A 17,356-nucleotide genomic window follows, 5' to 3' on the forward strand; every position below is an offset into this window, starting at 1 on the left:
GCTTGCCGGGCGTTTTTGTTTTCATGCGTCAAGGATCGTTATCAAGTCCGAAAAGTAGCGACACCTACCGCTTCCCCGCCCCATAGAACTGCTCGATCAACTCCTCGAGCAAATATCGGTGATGCGGTGACAACGCTTCGATCTTCGCCGCCAACTCCAGCGTTTCGTCCGACGCCGGATAATCCGCGCTATGCACTAACGGCTTCGGTGGCGTCTGCGAGTTGCTCGGCGACGGTCCGTAGTGAAGCCAGTGCATATCGACCTTGAGCCACTCTGACAATGTCTCGAGCTTATCGACCGTCGGGATTGAACGTCCCGTCAGCCACTTGTGCGCGGTTTGTGCAGAGACAGGTTCTCCTCGATATCGCAGATTGAATCGATTCGCGAGATCGGTCGCGCCGCGCATCTTTTCAGGTGAGCGGGCCATGCAAAATTTGAGCCGCTCTGAGAAGTCGGCCTTTTCGATTGGTGTCGGCATGGAGTGGATTGTGCGAAACATTCGCCCGCTAGCAGTCAACCACTCACGCTAGATATGTCGAAGCAATAAGTCTTTTTATCTCGATCAGACGATTTCAATAGTTGCTTTTGAGCAAGCTTCGTTATGCGTCAAAGCCTTGCCAGACTTTGTGTTTCATCAAAACTTTGCCGTAATTGCAATTTGTTTCACATTTCGCAATATATCGCACATAAGATAACTTGAGAATAGTCTGATGAAAGAAGTGTAACGCAGGTCGAAATCGCCACCGCGATACAATCCCGACAACCTAATTTCTGCCCTCAAGACCGCCGCCATGCTGAGTAACGACACCGATCCGATCGTCGCAATCGCCACTGCGCCAGGGCGCGGCGGTATCGGCGTGGTGCGGCTGTCGTTTGGTCGCGCGGGAGAAGTGGCAGCGCAGAAAGCGATGGTCGCGCTCTGCGGCCAGGCGCTTGCGCCGAGACACGCGAGCTATGTACCGTTCGTCGATGCAAACGGCGAAGCGCTCGATCGCGGCATCGCGCTGTACTTTCCGGCGCCGAATTCATACACGGGCGAGCACGTGCTCGAACTGCAGGGACACGGCGGGCCGATCGTCCTGCAGCTCGTGCTGCAACGGGCGATCGAAGTGGGACGCGAGTTCGGATTACGCCTGGCCGAACCGGGCGAATTCACGCGTCGCGCGTTTCTTAACGACAAACTCGATCTCGCGCAGGCCGAAGCCGTCGCCGATCTGATCGAAGCCAGCACGGAAGCCGCCGCGCGATCCGCCGGCCGCTCGCTCGACGGCGCGTTCTCGCGCGAGATTCACGTACTCGTGGACGACGTCATCAATTTGCGGATGTTGGTGGAAGCGACGCTCGACTTTCCCGAAGAAGAGATCGACTTCCTCGAAGCGGCGGACGCGCGCGGCAAGCTGACGCGCATCAGGCAACGGCTGGACTCCGTTCTCGCCGATGCCCGTCAGGGCGCGCTGCTGCGCGAGGGTTTGTCCGTCGTGCTGGCAGGTCAGCCGAACGTCGGCAAATCGTCGTTGCTGAACGCGTTGGCGGGCGCTGAACTCGCGATCGTCACGCCGATTGCCGGCACGACGCGCGATAAAGTCGCTCAAACGATTCAGGTCGAAGGCATCCCGCTGCGTATCATCGATACGGCCGGTTTGCGTGAGACCGAAGACGAAGTCGAGCGCATCGGTATCGAGCGGACGTGGGGCGAGATCGAGCGCGCGGACGTCGTGCTCCATTTGCTCGATGCGCGTACCGGCGTAACGGACGAAGACCGCGTGATCGCCACGCGCTTCCCGGCGGGCGTCCCCGTCGTGCGCGTGTTGAACAAGACCGATTTGGCGGGCGCGGCCGCTGCGCTGCGTGACGACGCTGAAGGTCGTGAAGTGAATTTGTCCGCGAAAACGGGCGATGGTATCGCCCTGTTACGCGACGCGCTCCTGAAGATTGCCGGCTGGCAAGCGGGCGCGGAGAGCGTTTATCTCGCGCGCGAGCGGCATTTGATTGCGCTGCGCGAGGCACGCGACCACCTCGCATTTGCCGCCTCGCACGCCGATCAACACTCGCAAGTCCTCGACTTGTTCGCCGAAGAACTGCGTCTCGCGCAGGACAATCTCAACGCGATCACCGGCGAATTCTCCTCCGATGACCTTTTGGGCGTGATTTTCAGCCGGTTTTGTATCGGAAAATAAGGCTAGGAGAACTGCGGTTTCCCAAGGGCGCGCAATTCTTCGCTGAGCTTCTCGGCCTCTTCCGGCCGCCCATGAAACGCGGCGGGCGTGTTCTGAAACATCTCTATCCGATACACCCCGTCATATCGCGAAAGCACGACGGTCTGAATTGCGTTCATTTGAGGATCGAGCGCCGACGCGCCGCGCGGCCACATGCCCGCAACGGCGCGCACCAGCAAGGTCTGATCGCCCGCGATGCGCCGAACCTCGCGCACCTTCGCCACGAAAAGCGGCGTTGGATGCTGAGCGAAGATCGGCGTTACGTGCGCTTCGATGCACGCGTGCCCGTCGATCGCGCTGCCGTCGAAGCCGACGAGACTGCCGCGCTCCGCAAAACGCGATGCCATTGCGCGCGCGTCTTGCCGGTTCCAGTCATCGAGCAAGCCGAAATACACGCGGCGCGCGCTCGCCGACCAATCGTCGATTGTGCTCATGCAGACTTTTTCCACGCCGCCGCAAACACGCCCGCGCCCATCAACAGCGCGCCGCCGGTTCGGTTGACCGCGCGCTGCACCGACGGCTTGCGGATCGCCCGGCGTGCGCCGGACGCGAGCAGCGCGTAGGCGAACGCATTCGCTGCGGCGAGGCCGACGAACGTTGCTTCGAGAATCGCTATTTGCGACACGCTGGCAGTGTGCGGATCGACGAATTGCGGCACGAACGCCACGAAGAAAATGATGCTCTTCGGGTTCAGCGTCGTGACGGCGTATGCGTGCGCCATGATGCGGCCGGTGTGCAAGTCATTGCTTGGTTTGACCGCGTCCGTATCGACGATCGGCGCGCGCCACAACTTGAAGCCCAAATAAATGAGATAGGCCGCGCCGATCCACTTCACCACCATAAACAATTCCGCCGATGCCGCGAGCAGCACGCCGAGCCCGAGCATCGACGCGGTCATCGCGGTCAGATCGCCGAGCGCGACGCCGAGCGTCGTCACCAGTGCGTACTTGCGCCCGTGTCCGAGCGCATAGGACACCACGAGCAGCACCGTCGGACCGGGAATCGCGACGAGGATCGCCGAGGCGATGGCGAAGGGCAACCATTGAGCAAGCGTCATACACCGTCTCCAGATTTTTGATCCGTCGATTTATCCACGAACCGCGCCGCGTTGCAATAGGCCGAATGGTCTAGCCTGCGTGGGCTGGCGCGCACGAGCGCCTAATGCGGCGCACAACTCACCGCCAGAGACGAATTGTCGCAGACCGCGGAAGCCAAACGAAGCTTTCATTCTCGAAACTGTCCATCGAAGTGATTTTCGCTTTTGATTAGCTTATATCCAAATTAATGGAAAGCGATTAACGTGCTGCATTCGCACACATTCTTTCCTTGCAACTTTGTCGCACTCAATTAGCATGAGTTTTGCGGTCAGCCGCTTTTAAATACATAGCTAAATGCGAAACGATTTCGTTCGGAGGCTATATACATGAAGAAACGCGTCCCTGCTCTTGTCGCAATCATGGGTCTTTTCGCCGTCGTAAGTACCGCTCAGGCTCAAGACAACGTAGTTCAGCCCCAGCAGACATTCACTTTCCGGCCCAATTCGTTCGGCTGCCTCTCAAAAGATAAATTCGATTCAGCCGATCAGCATGCGCAAGCAGGCGAGCATCAGAAGATGCAGCAATTCTTCGAAGGCTACGAATGCATTTCCACGCCAATGAATTCGCAATTCCGTGTCGTGCGCGTAGTGGGCCACGATATCGAATTCGTGAATGCGGCGAATAACGATAAACAAGGTATGTGGACAACTGATCGGTTTATCGACCAGTAAAACTTTTGGGGTGCTGATTCAGCCGACCCGATTTTAAATCGCGTCGGCTGAAAGTCGTTCATGCTACCGCTGCAATTTGACACCGATTCGCTGCACAATAGCGCTCTCGCGCCGTCCTGGCGCTACTCCTTTTGTCAGCAATCTTCGCATGGCCCTCAAATCAACTATCTACAAGGCAGAGCTTCAGATTGCCGATATGGATCGTCATTACTACGGCGATCATTCGCTTACGATCGCCCGTCACCCATCCGAAACCGACGAACGGATGATGGTGCGCGTCGCGGCTTTCGGGCTGTTCGCGGACGAGCGCCTTGAATTCTGCAAAGGACTCTCCGATACGGACGAGCCTGATCTCTGGCAGAAAGACCTCACGGGCCAGATCGAAACGTGGATCGAAGTCGGGCAGCCGGATGAACGGCGAATTGCGAAGGCAAGCGGCCGGGCGGATCGCGTCGTCGTTATTGCCTATGCCGGACGGACGGCGGATATCTGGTGGCAGGGCGTGAAGGGCAAGATCGAACGTTTGCAGAATGTGACGGTGTGGTCGCTCGATGATGGCATCGCTGAGGCGCTCGGGAAAATGGCCGAACGGACGATGCGGCTGCAGCTTATGGTTCAGGACGGCGATGTATCGCTCGGAAGCGAGAAGGCCGATGCGGTCGAGATTCGCTGGACGGTTCTCAAAGCGCCGGCTGAATGACGCTCAGGCTTCGGGCGGACCTTTGAGTTCGATCATATTGCCCTCGGGATCGAACAGATAAAGCGAAGGGCCGAAGCCTTCGGCACCGTATCGCCGTGCCTGCTCGCCGATGCGCGCGCCGTGTTGTTCCAGATGCTTGCGCAAGGCGTCGGCATCGAATGGCTCGACGCGCACACACAGGTGATCCACATTGCGGCCCGCGCCTGGCTGACCGCTTTCCGGCCGATCGATGGTCGCGCCCACGGCAAGCAGATCGATGAGCGAACGTCCCGCGCGCATCTGCACGAGGCCGATTTCGCGCTGCTCTTTGTCGATGGGACAACCCAGCACGTCGCGGTAGAACGCAATCATGCGGTCGAGATCGGCACAGCGAATCACTACGTGATCGATTTCTCGGATGGTGATGTGCATGTTGCCCCCGTTGAGTTCGGCGCGTGTGAGGCAAATGCTAGCGGAAATGAAAAGGGCTTGGCGGTTAGCCAAGCCCTTTAGATTCGTGGTGGAGAGGAGGAGGATCGAACTCCCGACCTTCGCATTGCGAACGCGACGCTCTCCCAGCTGAGCTACCCCCCCCCCAACGAAACAAAATAGTACCACACGCCTTTTACTCAAACGCAAGCGCGAAGGCAACGTACAAGCATCACTTCGTCGGCGCGCCCGCCAATACCCACGCGACGACCGTCTTCACATCCGCATCGTTCATGGCGGGGTGTGAGGGCATGGGTATCGAACCCCACACGCCCGCACCGCCCTTCTTGACCTTCAACGCCAGTTTCGCGGGCGCCTGCGCATCGCCTTTGTACTTCTCGGCGATTTGCTGAAACGACGGCCCCACGAGCTTGCGATCCACCGCATGACAGCCCATGCACGCGTTGCCACGCGCAATCGTCATCCCATCCGCAGCCGATGCAGAAGCCGCAGCACCCATCAGCACTGCAGCGGCCAAACCCGATCGCATAAACAAAAACATCATTTCTTAGCCGCCGATGCCGGATTCGCACTTCCCGGATGCACATCCGATTGCTTTACCGGCGCAGGCGTCTGCGTATCCAGCGGACGCGAAGTCACCGATGAATCCGGCACCGTGCCGACAGTCGGCTCAGCAGCAACAGGCGCGCTCGCCGCAGAGACAGCGCTCGCATCCGACGAAGCAGCAGCCGACAACGCCACCGCCTCTTCCGGCTTGATGTACTGATACACCTTCACGACCTGCTCGACGCCCGGAACACGCGCCGCGACATCCGCACCATGCGCGCCTTCGTCCGGCGTAACCAGCCCCATCAGATAAACGATGCTGCGCTCGCACACCACCTTGTAGTAGTTCGCGCGCAGATCCTTCTCGCCGACCATCGCAGTCTTTACGCGGCCTTCGAGATACGAATCGTTGGCGCGCGAGGAGATCGATGCCGCGCCCTGAATCGCCAGTTCGTTGACGATGCTGCCCACGTTGTTGATATCGCGCACGACGGCCTCGGCCTTCTGCTTCGATGCATCGTCGGGTACTTCGCCGGTCAGCAGCACGCGGCGATTGAACACGGTCACGTTCACGTGCGCGGCGTCAGGCAAATTCTCATTGATCCGCGAACTCGCCTTGACCTGAATTTCGCGGTCCTCGGTCTGTGCACCGAGCGTGCGCCGGTCCGTGGCGATCAGCGTGCCACCCGCCGCCGCACCGACGACCGCCAGCGCGCAGCCCTGCAAGGTCAACGCCACACCCGACAACATAGTCACCACGAGCGTCGCATTGGCCAGCGTCGCCTTGACGCGTGTCTTGTTCATCAACTCCGTTCCCCCTTTCAGACTTTCAGATTCAATCTTCACCGAGCAGCATCGCGTCGATGCCGTCGCACAGACAGTGAATGGTCAGCAGATGGATTTCCTGGATACGCGCCGTCCGCTCGGATGGCACGCAGATATGGATGTCGGTATCGGCGAGGACGTCGGTCATGGCGCCGCCGCCGTCGCCCGTCAGCGCGATGACGATCATCTCGCGCTCGTGCGCTTCCTGAATCGCCGCGAGCACATTGACCGAATTGCCCGATGCGCTGATCGCCAGCAACACGTCGCCGCTTTGTCCCAATGCACGGACCTGATTCGAGAAGATCTGCTCGAACGCGTAGTCGTTGCCAATGGCCGTGAGGATCGAGGTATCCGTCGTCAATGCGATGGCCGGCAAGCCCGGACGTTCGCGCTCAAAGCAGCCGATCAGATGCGCGGCGAAACGCTGCGCGTCGGCCGCCGAGCCGCCGTTGCCGCAGACGAGGATTTTCGAGCCGTTGGCGAGCGCGCCGAAAAGCGTATCGACGGCGGCCGCGATCGGGACCGCCAGCGTGTCGAGTGCTTCATGGGTAAGCGCCGCGCTGTCGCGGAATTGCTGTTGGATGCGTTCGACTGACATCGACTCTCGTGTTGGGAAGCGCGTGATTTATGCGGGCGTTTGAATCTGCGCAGTTTACCGCATGCATCAAGCGCGACTACGTTTCATCGGCGCGAAAAGCATCCGGTAGCCAGCTTATCTTGCCGGCATCGAACGCAATCACGTCGAATCGACATGGTGGTATGGCTCCGCGCCACGTCAGCAAATAATGCTGGGCTGCGCGTATCAGTCGCGCGCGCTTCGTTACGCCGATACTCGACGCCGCATCCGCAAATCGGCGGCTCTTGCGTGCGCGCACTTCGACGAACACGAGCGCGCCGCGCTCATCGCGCATGACGAGATCGATCTCGCCGCCGCGACATCGCACGTTACGCGCGACAAGCGTCATGCGATGCCGTTGCAGATAGTCGAGCGCGTGCGTTTCAAAAGCATCGCCGAGCGATTTGGACACGGCCACCTCATAAAAGTTGTCGAACCATGCGTGGCAAAATGGCGTTCTTTATCAAGTCGCAGGACGCGCGCGCTCATGCTTCAAGTCTCCGAACTGGCCGAAGGGCAAACCTATCCGGCGGGCGCGTTGTACGTGGTCGCGACGCCCATCGGCAATGCTGCGGATATCACCGTGCGCGCGTTGCATGTGCTCGGTCTTGTCGATCGCATCGCCGCCGAGGACACGCGCAACACCGCGCAATTGCTCGCACGCTACGGCATCTCGAAGCCGTCGATCGCCGTACACGAGCACAACGAACGCAGCGCCGCCGAACGCGTGATCGAGCATCTGCGCAGCGGCGAGCGCGTGGCGTGCGTATCGGATGCAGGCACGCCCAGCATCTCCGATCCCGGCGCGCGTTTAGTCGATGCCGTGCGCGAAGCCGGTCTTCCCGTCATTCCGCTGCCGGGCGCAAGCGCCGTCACGACCGCACTGAGCGTCGCGGGCGCATGGGCGAGCGGCTTTACGTTCATCGGCTTCCTGCCGACGAAGGCGAAACAACGCGCGACGCAACTGCGCACACTCGTCGATTTGCCGACCGCCTTGGTGTTCTACGAAGCGCCGCATCGAATAGTCGAAACGACGCGCGCACTCGCGGACGCGTTCGGCGGAGAGCGGCGGCTTTTGATCGCGCGCGAATTGACGAAGTTACACGAGAGCGTTCATCAATGCACCCTGGCCGAAGGGCATAGCTGGCTCGAAGAAGATGCGAATCGTCAGCGCGGCGAGTTCGTGCTCGTTGTCGAGGGCGCGCCCGAACGCGAAGACGCCGAGGACGCGCATGACGCGTTGCTATCGACGTTGCTGGAAGAGTTATCGGTAAAGAGCGCGGCGAAGATTGCGGCGACGTTGACGGGCGCGTCGCGTAACGCGCTGTATGAGCGCGCGCTCATACTTAACAAGCGCGGCGAAAAAGAAAACGGGCCGTGAAAACGGCCCGTTCGTACTGGCTGAAAGGCTAGGCCTCTCGCGCGATCAATTATCCGCGGCGAGAGACTGCGCTTCCTCGCGCGCCTCTTGCGCTTCCTGCTGCGAAAGCCCTTCGATCTTGACCTTCTGCGTGCCTTCGCCGCGCATGCCGAGCTTCGACGCCGCCGCGTACGACAGATCGATCACGCGGCCCTTCACGTACGGACCACGATCGTTGATCTTCACGACCACGGTCTTGTGATTCGCTTCGTTCGTCACGCGCACCCACGACGCCAGCGGCAGCGTTTTGTGCGCGGCCGTCATCGCGTTCATGTTGAACTTCTCGCCGCTTGCGGTCTTGCGACCGTGGAACATGCGGCCGTACCACGATGCCTTACCCTGCTGCTCGAAGCTGCTGGCATCCGGGCCGCTCGTGATCGGTTTGGCGTCCGCGAGCGATTTGCTCTTGTCGTCCGGCAGCGTGCTGAGGTTGTTGTCGAACGCGAGCGGTGCCGGCGAGCGGGCACTGCTCGTGCTGACGGTGGTAGTCGTCGGAGGATTGGAGGCTACATCGCCCGATCCCGGCGCGGCGCAACCGGCCAGCACCAGGGCTAGCAGGCCACCGACGTGTCGAATAAGTCGAGCATTCATAGACGTGTATCAACAGTAAAGTGAGCGTCCCGCGCAGCGCCCCTGGGCGCGCGATAGGCCGCTCTGGACTTGCCGCACAAAGCAAAACGCCGTCCGACCAAGCGAACGACGCGCTCCTGCACGGATGCGGCAAATTCGTGCCGCAAACGCCCGATTAATGTTCACGTCTGGCGCAACCTGTCCCCGGCAGCCTGACCAGACCCCACATGCCGCCAGTCGAACGTGGCTTCACGTTCATGCGCGATGAAATGCGCAGGAACGGCGGCGTAGGCCCCATCCAGCATGACGGCGGCAATGGCCGTCTGACAGACGCGCGGCGCCTGGCTGGACAAGACGTGTGCACCAACTAACGGTGCTTGAGTTGCAGTTACGAGGCTTTTGGCCCCCAACAGCGTACTGAAAGCGATTGTAAAAACGCACAAGCGTTAAGACGATCACTCATTGATGGCACGGTTACTCCCATGCGCAGATGTTGGCATTATACAAAAAAAGTGGGGTTCCGCTCGTCGGACTGCGCTGAAAGCAATTGATTTTGTCTATGAACGTAAGAATTGCTGGTTCTTGCGTTGATTTTTCACGCTTTTCCAAAGCCCACAGCGATTGTTTTGGCCCCGCTACAATGCATCTTTTACAGGCTGCCCTGAACCGACACGCGTCATATGAAAGTCATCCTTGTTCCCGTCACACCGTTTCAGCAAAACTGCTCGATCGTGATCTGCGAGACCACGCGACGCGCCGCCGTGGTCGATCCGGGCGGCGATATCGAACGGATCATTGCGGAAGTGGATCGGCATGACGTCGTGGTCGAAAAAATCTTGCTGACGCACGGGCATCTCGATCACTGCGGCGGGGCAAAGGCGCTTGCGCAGCACTACGGTATCGAGATCGAAGGCCCGCATCGGGAAGATGCGTTTTGGATCGATCAGCTTCCCGCGCAAACACAGCGATTCGGCTTCTCGAACGCCGAAGCCTTCACGCCCGAGCGATGGCTCGAAGACGGCGACACCGTGCAAGTCGGGGACGAAAGCATGGAAGTCTATTTTTGCCCCGGACACACGCCGGGACATGTGGTGTTCTTCAGCCGCGCGCATCGGCTGGCGTTCGTGGGCGATGTGCTGTTTTCCGGCTCCATCGGCCGAACGGATTTTCCGCGCGGCAATCATGCCGATCTCGTCCGTTCGATTCGCGAGAAACTCTGGCCGCTCGGCGATGACGTCACCTTCGTGCCCGGTCACGGCCCGGCATCCACATTTGGCGACGAACGGCGCACGAATCCGTACGTCGGCGATGGAGTCGCGGCATGAACGAGACCGCGATCCCCGAAATCTACGTCAGCACCGACGTCGAAGCCGATGGCCCGATTCCCGGTCCGCATTCGATGCTGAGCTTTGCATCGGCGGCGTTCACGGCGGACAAGCAGCTCATCGCCACGTTCTCCGCGAATCTCGAAACGCTCGAAGGCGCGACGGCGCATCCGGTGCAGGCGGCATGGTGGAAGACGCAGCCCGACGCGTGGGCCGCGTGCCGAACGGATTTGCAAAAGCCGGAAATCGCGCTGCCGGCGTATGTCGAATGGGTCGAAAAATTGCCTGGCAAGCCGGTGTTCGTCGCGTACCCGGCGGGTTTCGACTTCACCTATATGTTCTGGTACATGATGCGCTTTGCCGAGCGATGCCCGTTTTCGTGGTCCGCGCTCGACATCAAGACGCTCGCATTTGCCATGACCGGGCTGCCGTATCGAAAAGCCATCAAACCGCGTCTGCCCAAGCATTGGTTCGATGAGTTGCCGCACACGCACGTCGCGCTCGATGACGCTATCGAACAAGGCGCGCTGTTCTGCAATATGCTGGCCGAGTTGCGCGCCACGCAAGCCGGAGCGGGGAAATCATCGAACGAAACGAATTCGGCCGATTCGCCCGCGCCCGGAATCGGGACTGAGGGTAAAACAACACTCTGAAGGCAATCGCGTTAGGGAAACTCCCTCAGTGCGGGCGCGTTGCATTGCGTTTCTTTTTCTGCGCCTCTAACATTAGAGTCAGATCGCGACCGAACGGAGGCGCAGTTGACTCTCGATACATTCTCACAAAAAATCCTGCGTCTTCTGCAACTGGACGCGCGCCGTTCTGTTCAGGAAATCTCGGACCAAGTCGGTCTGTCCAGCACGCCTTGCTGGCGGCGCATCAAGGACATGGAACAGTCCGGCGTGATCCAGCGCTACACCGCTCTGCTCGACCGGGAAAAACTCGGTCTTCATGTTTGCGCGCTCGCGCATATTCATTTGACGCGGCACACGGAAGGCGGCGTCGAGCAGTTTGAACGCGAGATCGCCACGTGCCCGGAAGTCACCGAGTGCTACAGCACGACGGGAGAGTCCGATTACATCCTCAAGATCGTGGCGCCGGATATCAAGTCCTACGACGCCTTTCTCCACGATCGCATCTTCAAGATTCCCGCCGTCGCGCAGGTTCGTACCAGCGTTGTGCTGCGCGAAATCAAGTTTGATACCCAATTGCCGCTCTGAAGTTTCGCGGTCAGTTCGATCCGGTCGTGACGCTCCGCGTCACGCGGATTCGTCGCGCGCCGAGCGATTGTTTAAGCGCGTGGAAATCGACACGGCCGAGTTTCGCGGCAATCTCAATCTGATTGTCCGCTGATTCGGGCAGAACGATATCGACATCGAAACCGCTGGACAGGTAATGCAGGTTCAGCGTTTCCAGCGTCAATTCCTGTTCCGCCAACGCGGCGCTGACCGCTGCCGTCACTTTGGAACGCAGCGGAAAATTGCCGGGTAACGGATTCAGATCATCGCTTTCCGGATCGACGTGAATCAGGGCGTCGATCACGCGCGCATCGGCGAGAATATGCGCGCGCGCCGACTCCGCGATGAAATGCCCTTCGGACACGGAAATAAGCGGATCGACGAGAATATGTGCGTCCACCATTGCGAGATCGCCCATTTTGCGTGTGCGCAACTCGTGGACTTCACGCACGCCGGACGTGGCCAGCAAAATGCCGCGCAAATCTTCCGTGGTCGCCAAATCGAGCGCGCGGTCGGAAAGATCTTGTAAGGCATCCCACGCGAACGTCCATCCCATTTTGCCGATCAGAAAACCGACCAGACACGCGGCAACCGGATCGAGAACTCTAAATCCCGCCAGACTGCCGATAATGCCCAACGCAACTACGAGCGATGATGCCGCGTCCGATCGCGCATGCCACGCATTTGCAATCAGCATGGCTGAACGAACGCGCTCAGCCGCACGCAGCATATAGCGAAAAAGCGCTTCTTTTGAAACCAGGACGATTATTGCGACGGCGAGCGCACTCGCGTGAACCGGCGCAATATCCTGAAGGTTCGCGACACGCGATCCACCGCGCCAAAGCATTCCGACACCAACGGCAATCAACAATCCGCCCAGAAATAATGAAGCAACCGTTTCATAGCGATTGTGTCCATAGTTATGATCGACATCCGGCGCGGCAGAAGCCTGCCGATTAGCAATCAGAACGATAAAGTCCGACACAATGTCCGCGAGCGAATGAACGCCATCTGCAATCAAGGCCTGAGAGTGTGCAATAACGCCGACGACGAGTTGCGCGGTAGTCAGCCCGGTATTAAGCGCAATGCTTGTCCACGTAGTCTTGCGGGCGATTTCCTGCTTTTCCGCAGCGTGAACCGTCGAAAGGGACATGTAAATTTATTCAGAACCGAGTGGCTGAGATTTTATCACTCCGTACATCGGCGACGCCGTGACAAGAATGACAAAAGCGCTTATAAATCAGACCGCTAACTCTGTGGCCGCAGCGGGAAAGCGCACCGCAAAAACAAAAAGCCGCGCACAAAAGGCGCGGCTTTTAACCATCCAAACTCGTTTCAGCGCTTAGCGGACTTTTATCGACCGATCAAAAAGCTGTCGCGATCTTGTCCGGCAATCCATTTCGGCGGCTTTCCGCGACCCGACCACGTGGCGCCGCTGTCCGGATCACGATATTTCGGCGCAACGCCCGAACGGCTGCGCGATGCTGCTTTAGTACCCTTGGCACCGCGACCGCCAGCGAGTTCCTGAAGCGTGATGCCATAATCCGCCATTTTCTGTTTGATCTCGTTAAGCACTTCCGCATATTCGCGCGACTTGGCTTCTTCGATCTGACGCTCGAGTGTCTCGCGCTGTGCGAGTAGTTCCTTGTATGAAGGCATGGCAATTCCCTAAGTGGTTTGCTGATTGACGAGTCGTTCTGCCCGTTTATTCAGTGAGTAAAGCCTCGGATTGGCACGCAGAGTAGCACAAAATCGATTATGTTGACATGTGCTGTTTGACACGGAATTCGTCGTTGTTTGTTTCCCTCGTAACATTTGCCGCCCACTCTGCTTAAATTGCGGTAGACCGGCACAAAATAGCGAACATGCAGATAGTTGGTTTCTTTGCCATGCGATGAAAACAAACCGCGATATTCGCGCCAAACGTTTCATGCAGTGGGAACTACATCACGCGAACAAAGCTGTTGACAGTCAAACTGCAATTCGGGACGTAACATCGTTAGCGAATCGCGCAAAAATTCACTGTTCGCGCGTAAAACAATCTGTAAGCGCTGACGCCAATTCATCCGTAGTTAATTTCGGCTGATCAAATGTAAAACGATTGCGCACACTCTCAATCAGCAAATCCGCGCCATATCGGTCCACTCCGGTTAATCGAAGATGCTTCGGCCGATTGGCGTGCGAGTCGGCGAATTCGTATAGAAAAAGTTCGTCTTCGGCGGAAATCGGCTCCAGCGGATCGAGCGCGTTGCCGTCGAGCCAGCCCATTGCGCCGAATCCGCCTATATATCGCATGCGTTGCGCGTTCATGACCCAAAACGAAAAATCGCCCAAATCGAGATAACGCGCAGCGGAAGGGTGATAACGCAAATATCGGCGGGCGAGTTCGGTTTGTCGATCGGCGGATGCCGCTGCAAATGTCCCGAGCAAGGTCAGCCGCTCGCCTTCGAGCACGTTTGTGTTTTCCGAATGCGCGACCAGAAAACCCGCGCGTGAATCGGCCTGGAGATTGCGCGTGTGTTCGGCGAGATTGCTGATCAGCAGCATCGGCATATGTTGGGCGGTCGGTGCGAATGGCAGTGCGGTCGGATAAGGAAAACCGGCAGGCTCGCGCGAATGAGTCGAGAGTGTGCCGTTCGAAACACGGTGCAAAAGATGAATCGGCGCTTCCGATGGAATGTGCATGTGATTAACCGGACGAACATAAATAAGTGCGTTCGATGGTAATGCACCACGTCCGAGCGTGTCTGCTAGCCGTTCGATAGAATCGAAAGCTCCTTCGATTCGTGGCAATCTGTCCGGTTGTCCTTCGGGTTGTCCTCGTTTCGCTTCATTTCCTCAAACGGCTGCTTTCGTGTCCGATTCCACTCCCGCCTCGTCTTCCCGCGAAACTCAATCGGCGCTCGCGCTGCATCGCAGCTTGCCGCCAGCGACGCGCGAACGCGCGCGTTACGCGACGATGGCGATCTTCTTTATCGCCGGCATGATGTACGCGTCGTGGGGCGTGCACGTGCCGACCGTGCGCGACAAGTTCGCGCTGAGTCCCGGCATGTTGTCCTTCGCGCTGCTCGCGGTCGCGGGCGGCTCGATCTTCGCGATGCTCACGAACGCGTCGTGGATCGCGCGCGTCGGCACGCGCAACGCGTGTATGGCGGGCGGTATCGGCATGGTGATTTTCGGCTCGCTGATTCTGGTGACGCCGACATACTGGATGCTGCTGATCGTGCTCGCGGCGTTCGGCTTCGGCATGGCGACGCTCGATGTCGCGATGAACGCTGAAGCCAGCGCGGTCGAGGAAGCGCTCGGGCGGCCGATCATGTCGTCGCTGCATGGCATGTTCAGCGTCGGCGGTATGGCGGGCGCGGCGGCCGGTGGCGCGTTGCTCGCGCACGGACTCGCGCCCGCGCTGCATCTCGCGCTGGCGTCGGGCTTCGGCGCACTCGTCTTGTTCATATCGATACCTTCGGTTCTGCCGCACGTGCCGCATCACGATGAGCATGCGAAGGCGTCGTCATCGAACCGATGGCGTTCGGGCGCGTTGTGGGCGCTGGGCGGCATGGCGCTGATCGCATTGATCGCGGAAGGCGCCATGTACGACTGGGCCACCGTCTATATGCGCGATGTCGTGCTGGCCACGCCATCGGTATCGAGCGCGGCCTACGCGGCGTTTTCAGGCGGCATGGCGGCCGGACGCTTCGGCGGCGATACGGTCCGCGCGCGTTTCGGCGCACCGCAATTGATCTTCGGCAGCGCCGGGCTCGCGTTTATCGGCATGGTGATGGCGCTGGTCTTCCCTATCACGTGGATCACCATGACCGGCTTCACGCTGATGGGCCTAGGCCTCGCCAACATGATGCCCGTGCTGTTCGCGGCAGCCGCGCGCGTCGAAGGCGTGACGGCGGCGGAGGGTCTCGCGCAGGTCGCGGGTCTCGCGTATTTCGGCTTGCTGTTCGGACCGGTTCTGATCGGCGGCGTCGCGCAAATCAGCACGCTGCCGATCGGCCTATGCGTGGTGGCAGCGTGCTGCGCGATCATCACCGTAATCGGGCCGCGCATTCTCAGGCGCTGGAAAATATAAAGCGCGCGGGCCGATCAGCAAATCGGCACCGCGCGCTTCTGTGCTTCGATCAAACTAAAGCGTGATTACATCTTCACGACGTCGAGGAGCGACTTCTTGCCCTTCTTGTAGTCGTACAGCGAGATCACGCCGTGCTTCAGATCGCCCTTCGAGTCGAAGGTCGTCTCGCCGATCACGCCCTTGTAGTCCGTGTTCGGCATCGCAGCGACGATCTTCGCCGGATCCGTCGAGTTCGCACGCTTCATTGCATCGACGATGATGTACACCGCGTCGTACGTGAACGGAGCGTAGATCTGGATCGGCTGGCCGAAACGCTTCTGATACTTCGCCTGGAACGCCGCGCCGCCTTCCATCTTCTCGAGCGCCATGCCGGCTTCCGAACACACGATGTTGTCGGTGGCGCCGCCCGCCAGACCAGCCAGCTTTTCCGTGCAGACGCCGTCGCCTGCCAGCACCTTGGCGCGCAGGCCGAGTTGCTTGGCCTGCTTGGCGAACGGGCCGCCGGTTGCGTCCATGCCGCCGTACATCACGGCATCAGGATTTTCGCCCTTGATCTTCGTCAGAATCGCGCGGAAATCGACGGCCTTGTCGTTGGTCGCATCGTGCGAAACGACTTTCAGGCCCAGCGACTTGGCGGTCTTCTCGAACTCGTTGGCAAGACCCTGGCCGTACGCGGTCGAATCATCGACCACGGCGACGCTCTTGACCTTCATCGTCTTCGCCGCGTAGTTGGCGAGCGCCGGACCTTGCTGCGCATCGGTCGCGACGACGCGGTACGTCGTCTTGAAGCCTTGCTGCGTGTAGGTCGGGTTCGTTGCCGACGGGGAAATCTGCACGATGCCCGCATCGCTATAAATCTTCGATGCCGGGATCGACGTACCGGAGTTCAAGTGACCGACGACGCCGACGACCTTGTCATCGACCAGCTTCTGCGCGACTTGCGTAGCGGTACGCGGGTCGGCTGCATCGTCTTGCGGGTCCAGTTGCAGGGTGATCTTCTGGCCGCCGATCGTCAGACCCTTGGCGTTGATTTCTTCCACTGCGAGCCGCGCGCCGTTTTCGTTGTCTTTGCCCAGGTGCGCAATACCGCCGGTCAGCGGAGCGACGTGACCGATCTTGACCACTTCATCGGCTGCTGCGGACGTTGCCAACGTAGCGAACAGCAAGGCTGCGGCGCTGATCGGCAACATTTTGTGAAGCTTGGTGTTCATGTAAGTCTCCAGTTTCGGTCCCAAAAACTACGTAATCGCCCTGTGCCCCGTCTTTCATCACGATCGCTCAGTCCCGTGGACGACCACGCCGGATGCATCGTCATGCACTTGGCAAGTCCTTCTGGCGAGCCATTTGTGGCGGCTGCCATCCGCACTGCGCGCAAGTGTAGGGTTGTCAAATTAATTTAGGGAAGTTTTTTAAGATACTGGTGTCACTACCGATTATCGTCCTGTTGTGATATGCAGCCGTTTGTGGTGCATTTCCCTGAAGACGCCCTAGGCATGCGGTTCTCCACGGGTTGCACCCGCAAAGGTTTGAGCGATGTTCGGGTTTGTCGGAATGCTTTGGATAATCGCGGCATCGACACTTCATTAGGCTGTTTTTTAAAGCCGATTTAGATGTGTTGTTAGACTCGC

21 protein-coding genes and 1 tRNA gene are annotated in these 17,356 nt (G+C 59.2%); 8 read left to right on the top strand and 14 right to left on the bottom strand.

Features of this window, described 5'->3' with window-relative positions; all coding sequences use genetic code 11:
* Positions 1-64: 64 nt before the first annotated feature.
* Positions 65-478 (bottom strand): transcriptional regulator, encoded by a 414-nt coding sequence (locus P7F28_RS21385; protein WP_277186668.1) that lies wholly within the window; start codon positions 476-478, stop codon positions 65-67.
* Positions 479-791: 313 nt separating this feature from the next.
* Between P7F28_RS21385 and mnmE the strand changes: the two genes are divergently transcribed.
* Positions 792-2,177: a tRNA uridine-5-carboxymethylaminomethyl(34) synthesis GTPase MnmE gene (gene mnmE, locus P7F28_RS21390; RefSeq protein WP_277186669.1), complete on the top strand. Its 1,386-nt coding sequence runs from the start codon at positions 792-794 to the stop codon at positions 2,175-2,177.
* Between the two features lie 2 nt (positions 2,178-2,179).
* Here mnmE and P7F28_RS21395 read toward each other — a convergent pair whose 3' ends face one another.
* On the bottom strand, positions 2,180-2,650 hold the full coding sequence (locus tag P7F28_RS21395) for an SgcJ/EcaC family oxidoreductase (protein WP_277186671.1): 471 nt from the start codon (positions 2,648-2,650) through the stop codon (positions 2,180-2,182).
* A complete protein-coding gene (locus P7F28_RS21400) occupies positions 2,647-3,273 on the bottom strand; it encodes a LysE family translocator (protein WP_277186672.1) in 627 nt (208 codons plus the stop codon). The genes P7F28_RS21395 and P7F28_RS21400 overlap by 4 nt, the downstream gene beginning before the upstream one ends.
* Before the next feature lie 366 nt (positions 3,274-3,639).
* Between P7F28_RS21400 and sap1 the strand changes: the two genes are divergently transcribed.
* Both sap1 and P7F28_RS21410 read left to right on the top strand, forming a co-directional pair.
* Complete coding sequence (gene sap1 / locus P7F28_RS21405) at positions 3,640-3,984, top strand: surface attachment protein Sap1 (protein ID WP_277186673.1); 345 nt, start codon at positions 3,640-3,642, stop codon at positions 3,982-3,984.
* Positions 3,985-4,132: 148 nt separating this feature from the next.
* On the top strand, positions 4,133-4,684 hold the full coding sequence (locus tag P7F28_RS21410; RefSeq protein ID WP_277186674.1) for a YaeQ family protein: 552 nt from the start codon (positions 4,133-4,135) through the stop codon (positions 4,682-4,684).
* Between the two features lie 3 nt (positions 4,685-4,687).
* On the opposite strand, the gene P7F28_RS21415 is transcribed toward P7F28_RS21410, so the two are convergent.
* From P7F28_RS21415 to P7F28_RS21440, 6 genes are all read right to left on the bottom strand, one after another.
* Positions 4,688-5,095, bottom strand: a complete 408-nt coding sequence (locus tag P7F28_RS21415; protein ID WP_277186675.1) for a VOC family protein — start codon at positions 5,093-5,095, stop codon at positions 4,688-4,690.
* An 86-nt stretch (positions 5,096-5,181) separates the two neighbouring features.
* Positions 5,182-5,257: transfer RNA gene (locus P7F28_RS21420), tRNA-Ala, on the bottom strand.
* Between the two features lie 67 nt (positions 5,258-5,324).
* Positions 5,325-5,654 carry a c-type cytochrome gene (locus P7F28_RS21425; protein ID WP_277186768.1) on the bottom strand — a complete coding sequence of 110 codons (330 nt, stop codon included), beginning with the start codon at positions 5,652-5,654 and terminating at the stop codon, positions 5,325-5,327.
* Positions 5,654-6,463, bottom strand: a complete 810-nt coding sequence (locus tag P7F28_RS21430) for a BON domain-containing protein (RefSeq protein ID WP_277186676.1) — start codon at positions 6,461-6,463, stop codon at positions 5,654-5,656. Before P7F28_RS21430 ends, P7F28_RS21425 begins: the two co-directional genes overlap by 1 nt.
* Positions 6,464-6,494: 31 nt before the next feature.
* Positions 6,495-7,082: a phosphoheptose isomerase gene (locus tag P7F28_RS21435; protein WP_277186678.1), complete on the bottom strand. Its 588-nt coding sequence runs from the start codon at positions 7,080-7,082 to the stop codon at positions 6,495-6,497.
* Positions 7,083-7,158: 76 nt separating this feature from the next.
* On the bottom strand, positions 7,159-7,518 hold the full coding sequence (locus P7F28_RS21440) for a YraN family protein (protein WP_277186679.1): 360 nt from the start codon (positions 7,516-7,518) through the stop codon (positions 7,159-7,161).
* A gap of 69 nt (positions 7,519-7,587) precedes the next feature.
* Between P7F28_RS21440 and rsmI the strand changes: the two genes are divergently transcribed.
* The gene (rsmI, locus tag P7F28_RS21445) at positions 7,588-8,481 is read left to right on the top strand and encodes a 16S rRNA (cytidine(1402)-2'-O)-methyltransferase (protein WP_277186681.1); all 894 of its coding nucleotides are present in this window, start codon (positions 7,588-7,590) and stop codon (positions 8,479-8,481) included.
* Between the two features lie 45 nt (positions 8,482-8,526).
* On the opposite strand, the gene P7F28_RS21450 is transcribed toward rsmI, so the two are convergent.
* Positions 8,527-9,111, bottom strand: a complete 585-nt coding sequence (locus P7F28_RS21450) for a septal ring lytic transglycosylase RlpA family protein (RefSeq protein WP_277186683.1) — start codon at positions 9,109-9,111, stop codon at positions 8,527-8,529.
* A gap of 659 nt (positions 9,112-9,770) precedes the next feature.
* Between P7F28_RS21450 and P7F28_RS21455 the strand changes: the two genes are divergently transcribed.
* The 3 genes from P7F28_RS21455 (at position 9,771) to P7F28_RS21465 (ending at position 11,632) form a co-directional block, all read left to right on the top strand.
* Positions 9,771-10,415, top strand: coding sequence for an MBL fold metallo-hydrolase (locus tag P7F28_RS21455; RefSeq protein ID WP_277186685.1), 645 nt, complete (start codon positions 9,771-9,773; stop codon positions 10,413-10,415).
* Positions 10,412-11,068: an exonuclease gene (locus tag P7F28_RS21460; protein ID WP_277186686.1), complete on the top strand. Its 657-nt coding sequence runs from the start codon at positions 10,412-10,414 to the stop codon at positions 11,066-11,068. The genes P7F28_RS21455 and P7F28_RS21460 overlap by 4 nt, the downstream gene beginning before the upstream one ends.
* Before the next feature lie 105 nt (positions 11,069-11,173).
* Positions 11,174-11,632, top strand: coding sequence for an Lrp/AsnC family transcriptional regulator (locus P7F28_RS21465; RefSeq protein WP_062638894.1), 459 nt, complete (start codon positions 11,174-11,176; stop codon positions 11,630-11,632).
* 10 nt (positions 11,633-11,642) lie between these two features.
* Here the strand turns inward: P7F28_RS21465 and P7F28_RS21470 are convergent, their stop codons facing one another.
* From P7F28_RS21470 to P7F28_RS21480, 3 genes are all read right to left on the bottom strand, one after another.
* Positions 11,643-12,803 (bottom strand): cation diffusion facilitator family transporter, encoded by a 1,161-nt coding sequence (locus P7F28_RS21470; RefSeq protein ID WP_277186688.1) that lies wholly within the window; start codon positions 12,801-12,803, stop codon positions 11,643-11,645.
* 200 nt (positions 12,804-13,003) lie between these two features.
* Entirely contained in the window at positions 13,004-13,309 is a 306-nt protein-coding gene (locus tag P7F28_RS21475) for an H-NS histone family protein (protein WP_277186689.1), read from the bottom strand.
* A gap of 360 nt (positions 13,310-13,669) precedes the next feature.
* The gene (locus tag P7F28_RS21480; protein ID WP_277186691.1) at positions 13,670-14,335 is read right to left on the bottom strand and encodes a HugZ family protein; all 666 of its coding nucleotides are present in this window, start codon (positions 14,333-14,335) and stop codon (positions 13,670-13,672) included.
* A gap of 169 nt (positions 14,336-14,504) precedes the next feature.
* On the opposite strand from P7F28_RS21480, the gene P7F28_RS21485 reads away from it, so the two are divergent.
* On the top strand, positions 14,505-15,728 hold the full coding sequence (locus P7F28_RS21485; RefSeq protein WP_370467370.1) for an MFS transporter: 1,224 nt from the start codon (positions 14,505-14,507) through the stop codon (positions 15,726-15,728).
* 65 nt (positions 15,729-15,793) lie between these two features.
* On the opposite strand, the gene P7F28_RS21490 is transcribed toward P7F28_RS21485, so the two are convergent.
* On the bottom strand, positions 15,794-16,939 hold the full coding sequence (locus P7F28_RS21490; RefSeq protein WP_277186693.1) for a branched-chain amino acid ABC transporter substrate-binding protein: 1,146 nt from the start codon (positions 16,937-16,939) through the stop codon (positions 15,794-15,796).
* Positions 16,940-17,356: the final 417 nt, after the last annotated feature.

This window comes from Caballeronia sp. BR00000012568055 (assembly GCF_029439455.1).
Lineage (GTDB): Bacteria > Pseudomonadota > Gammaproteobacteria > Burkholderiales > Burkholderiaceae > Caballeronia.

What these genes read in the sequence shown, in the direction of transcription:
- P7F28_RS21385 (WP_277186668.1), bottom strand. Translation starts at nt 478, where the DNA reads ATGCCGACACCAATCGAAAAGGCCGACTTCTCAGAGCGGCTCAAATTT.
- mnmE (WP_277186669.1), top strand. Translation starts at nt 792, where the DNA reads ATGCTGAGTAACGACACCGATCCGATCGTCGCAATCGCCACTGCGCCA.
- P7F28_RS21395 (WP_277186671.1), bottom strand. Translation starts at nt 2,650, where the DNA reads ATGAGCACAATCGACGATTGGTCGGCGAGCGCGCGCCGCGTGTATTTC.
- P7F28_RS21400 (WP_277186672.1), bottom strand. Translation starts at nt 3,273, where the DNA reads ATGACGCTTGCTCAATGGTTGCCCTTCGCCATCGCCTCGGCGATCCTC.
- sap1 (WP_277186673.1), top strand. Translation starts at nt 3,640, where the DNA reads ATGAAGAAACGCGTCCCTGCTCTTGTCGCAATCATGGGTCTTTTCGCC.
- P7F28_RS21410 (WP_277186674.1), top strand. Translation starts at nt 4,133, where the DNA reads ATGGCCCTCAAATCAACTATCTACAAGGCAGAGCTTCAGATTGCCGAT.
- P7F28_RS21415 (WP_277186675.1), bottom strand. Translation starts at nt 5,095, where the DNA reads ATGCACATCACCATCCGAGAAATCGATCACGTAGTGATTCGCTGTGCC.
- P7F28_RS21425 (WP_277186768.1), bottom strand. Translation starts at nt 5,654, where the DNA reads ATGTTTTTGTTTATGCGATCGGGTTTGGCCGCTGCAGTGCTGATGGGT.
- P7F28_RS21430 (WP_277186676.1), bottom strand. Translation starts at nt 6,463, where the DNA reads ATGAACAAGACACGCGTCAAGGCGACGCTGGCCAATGCGACGCTCGTG.
- P7F28_RS21435 (WP_277186678.1), bottom strand. Translation starts at nt 7,082, where the DNA reads ATGTCAGTCGAACGCATCCAACAGCAATTCCGCGACAGCGCGGCGCTT.
- rsmI (WP_277186681.1), top strand. Translation starts at nt 7,588, where the DNA reads ATGCTTCAAGTCTCCGAACTGGCCGAAGGGCAAACCTATCCGGCGGGC.
- P7F28_RS21450 (WP_277186683.1), bottom strand. Translation starts at nt 9,111, where the DNA reads ATGAATGCTCGACTTATTCGACACGTCGGTGGCCTGCTAGCCCTGGTG.
- P7F28_RS21455 (WP_277186685.1), top strand. Translation starts at nt 9,771, where the DNA reads ATGAAAGTCATCCTTGTTCCCGTCACACCGTTTCAGCAAAACTGCTCG.
- P7F28_RS21460 (WP_277186686.1), top strand. Translation starts at nt 10,412, where the DNA reads ATGAACGAGACCGCGATCCCCGAAATCTACGTCAGCACCGACGTCGAA.
- P7F28_RS21470 (WP_277186688.1), bottom strand. Translation starts at nt 12,803, where the DNA reads ATGTCCCTTTCGACGGTTCACGCTGCGGAAAAGCAGGAAATCGCCCGC.
- P7F28_RS21475 (WP_277186689.1), bottom strand. Translation starts at nt 13,309, where the DNA reads ATGCCTTCATACAAGGAACTACTCGCACAGCGCGAGACACTCGAGCGT.
- P7F28_RS21480 (WP_277186691.1), bottom strand. Translation starts at nt 14,335, where the DNA reads ATGCACATTCCATCGGAAGCGCCGATTCATCTTTTGCACCGTGTTTCG.
- P7F28_RS21490 (WP_277186693.1), bottom strand. Translation starts at nt 16,939, where the DNA reads ATGAACACCAAGCTTCACAAAATGTTGCCGATCAGCGCCGCAGCCTTG.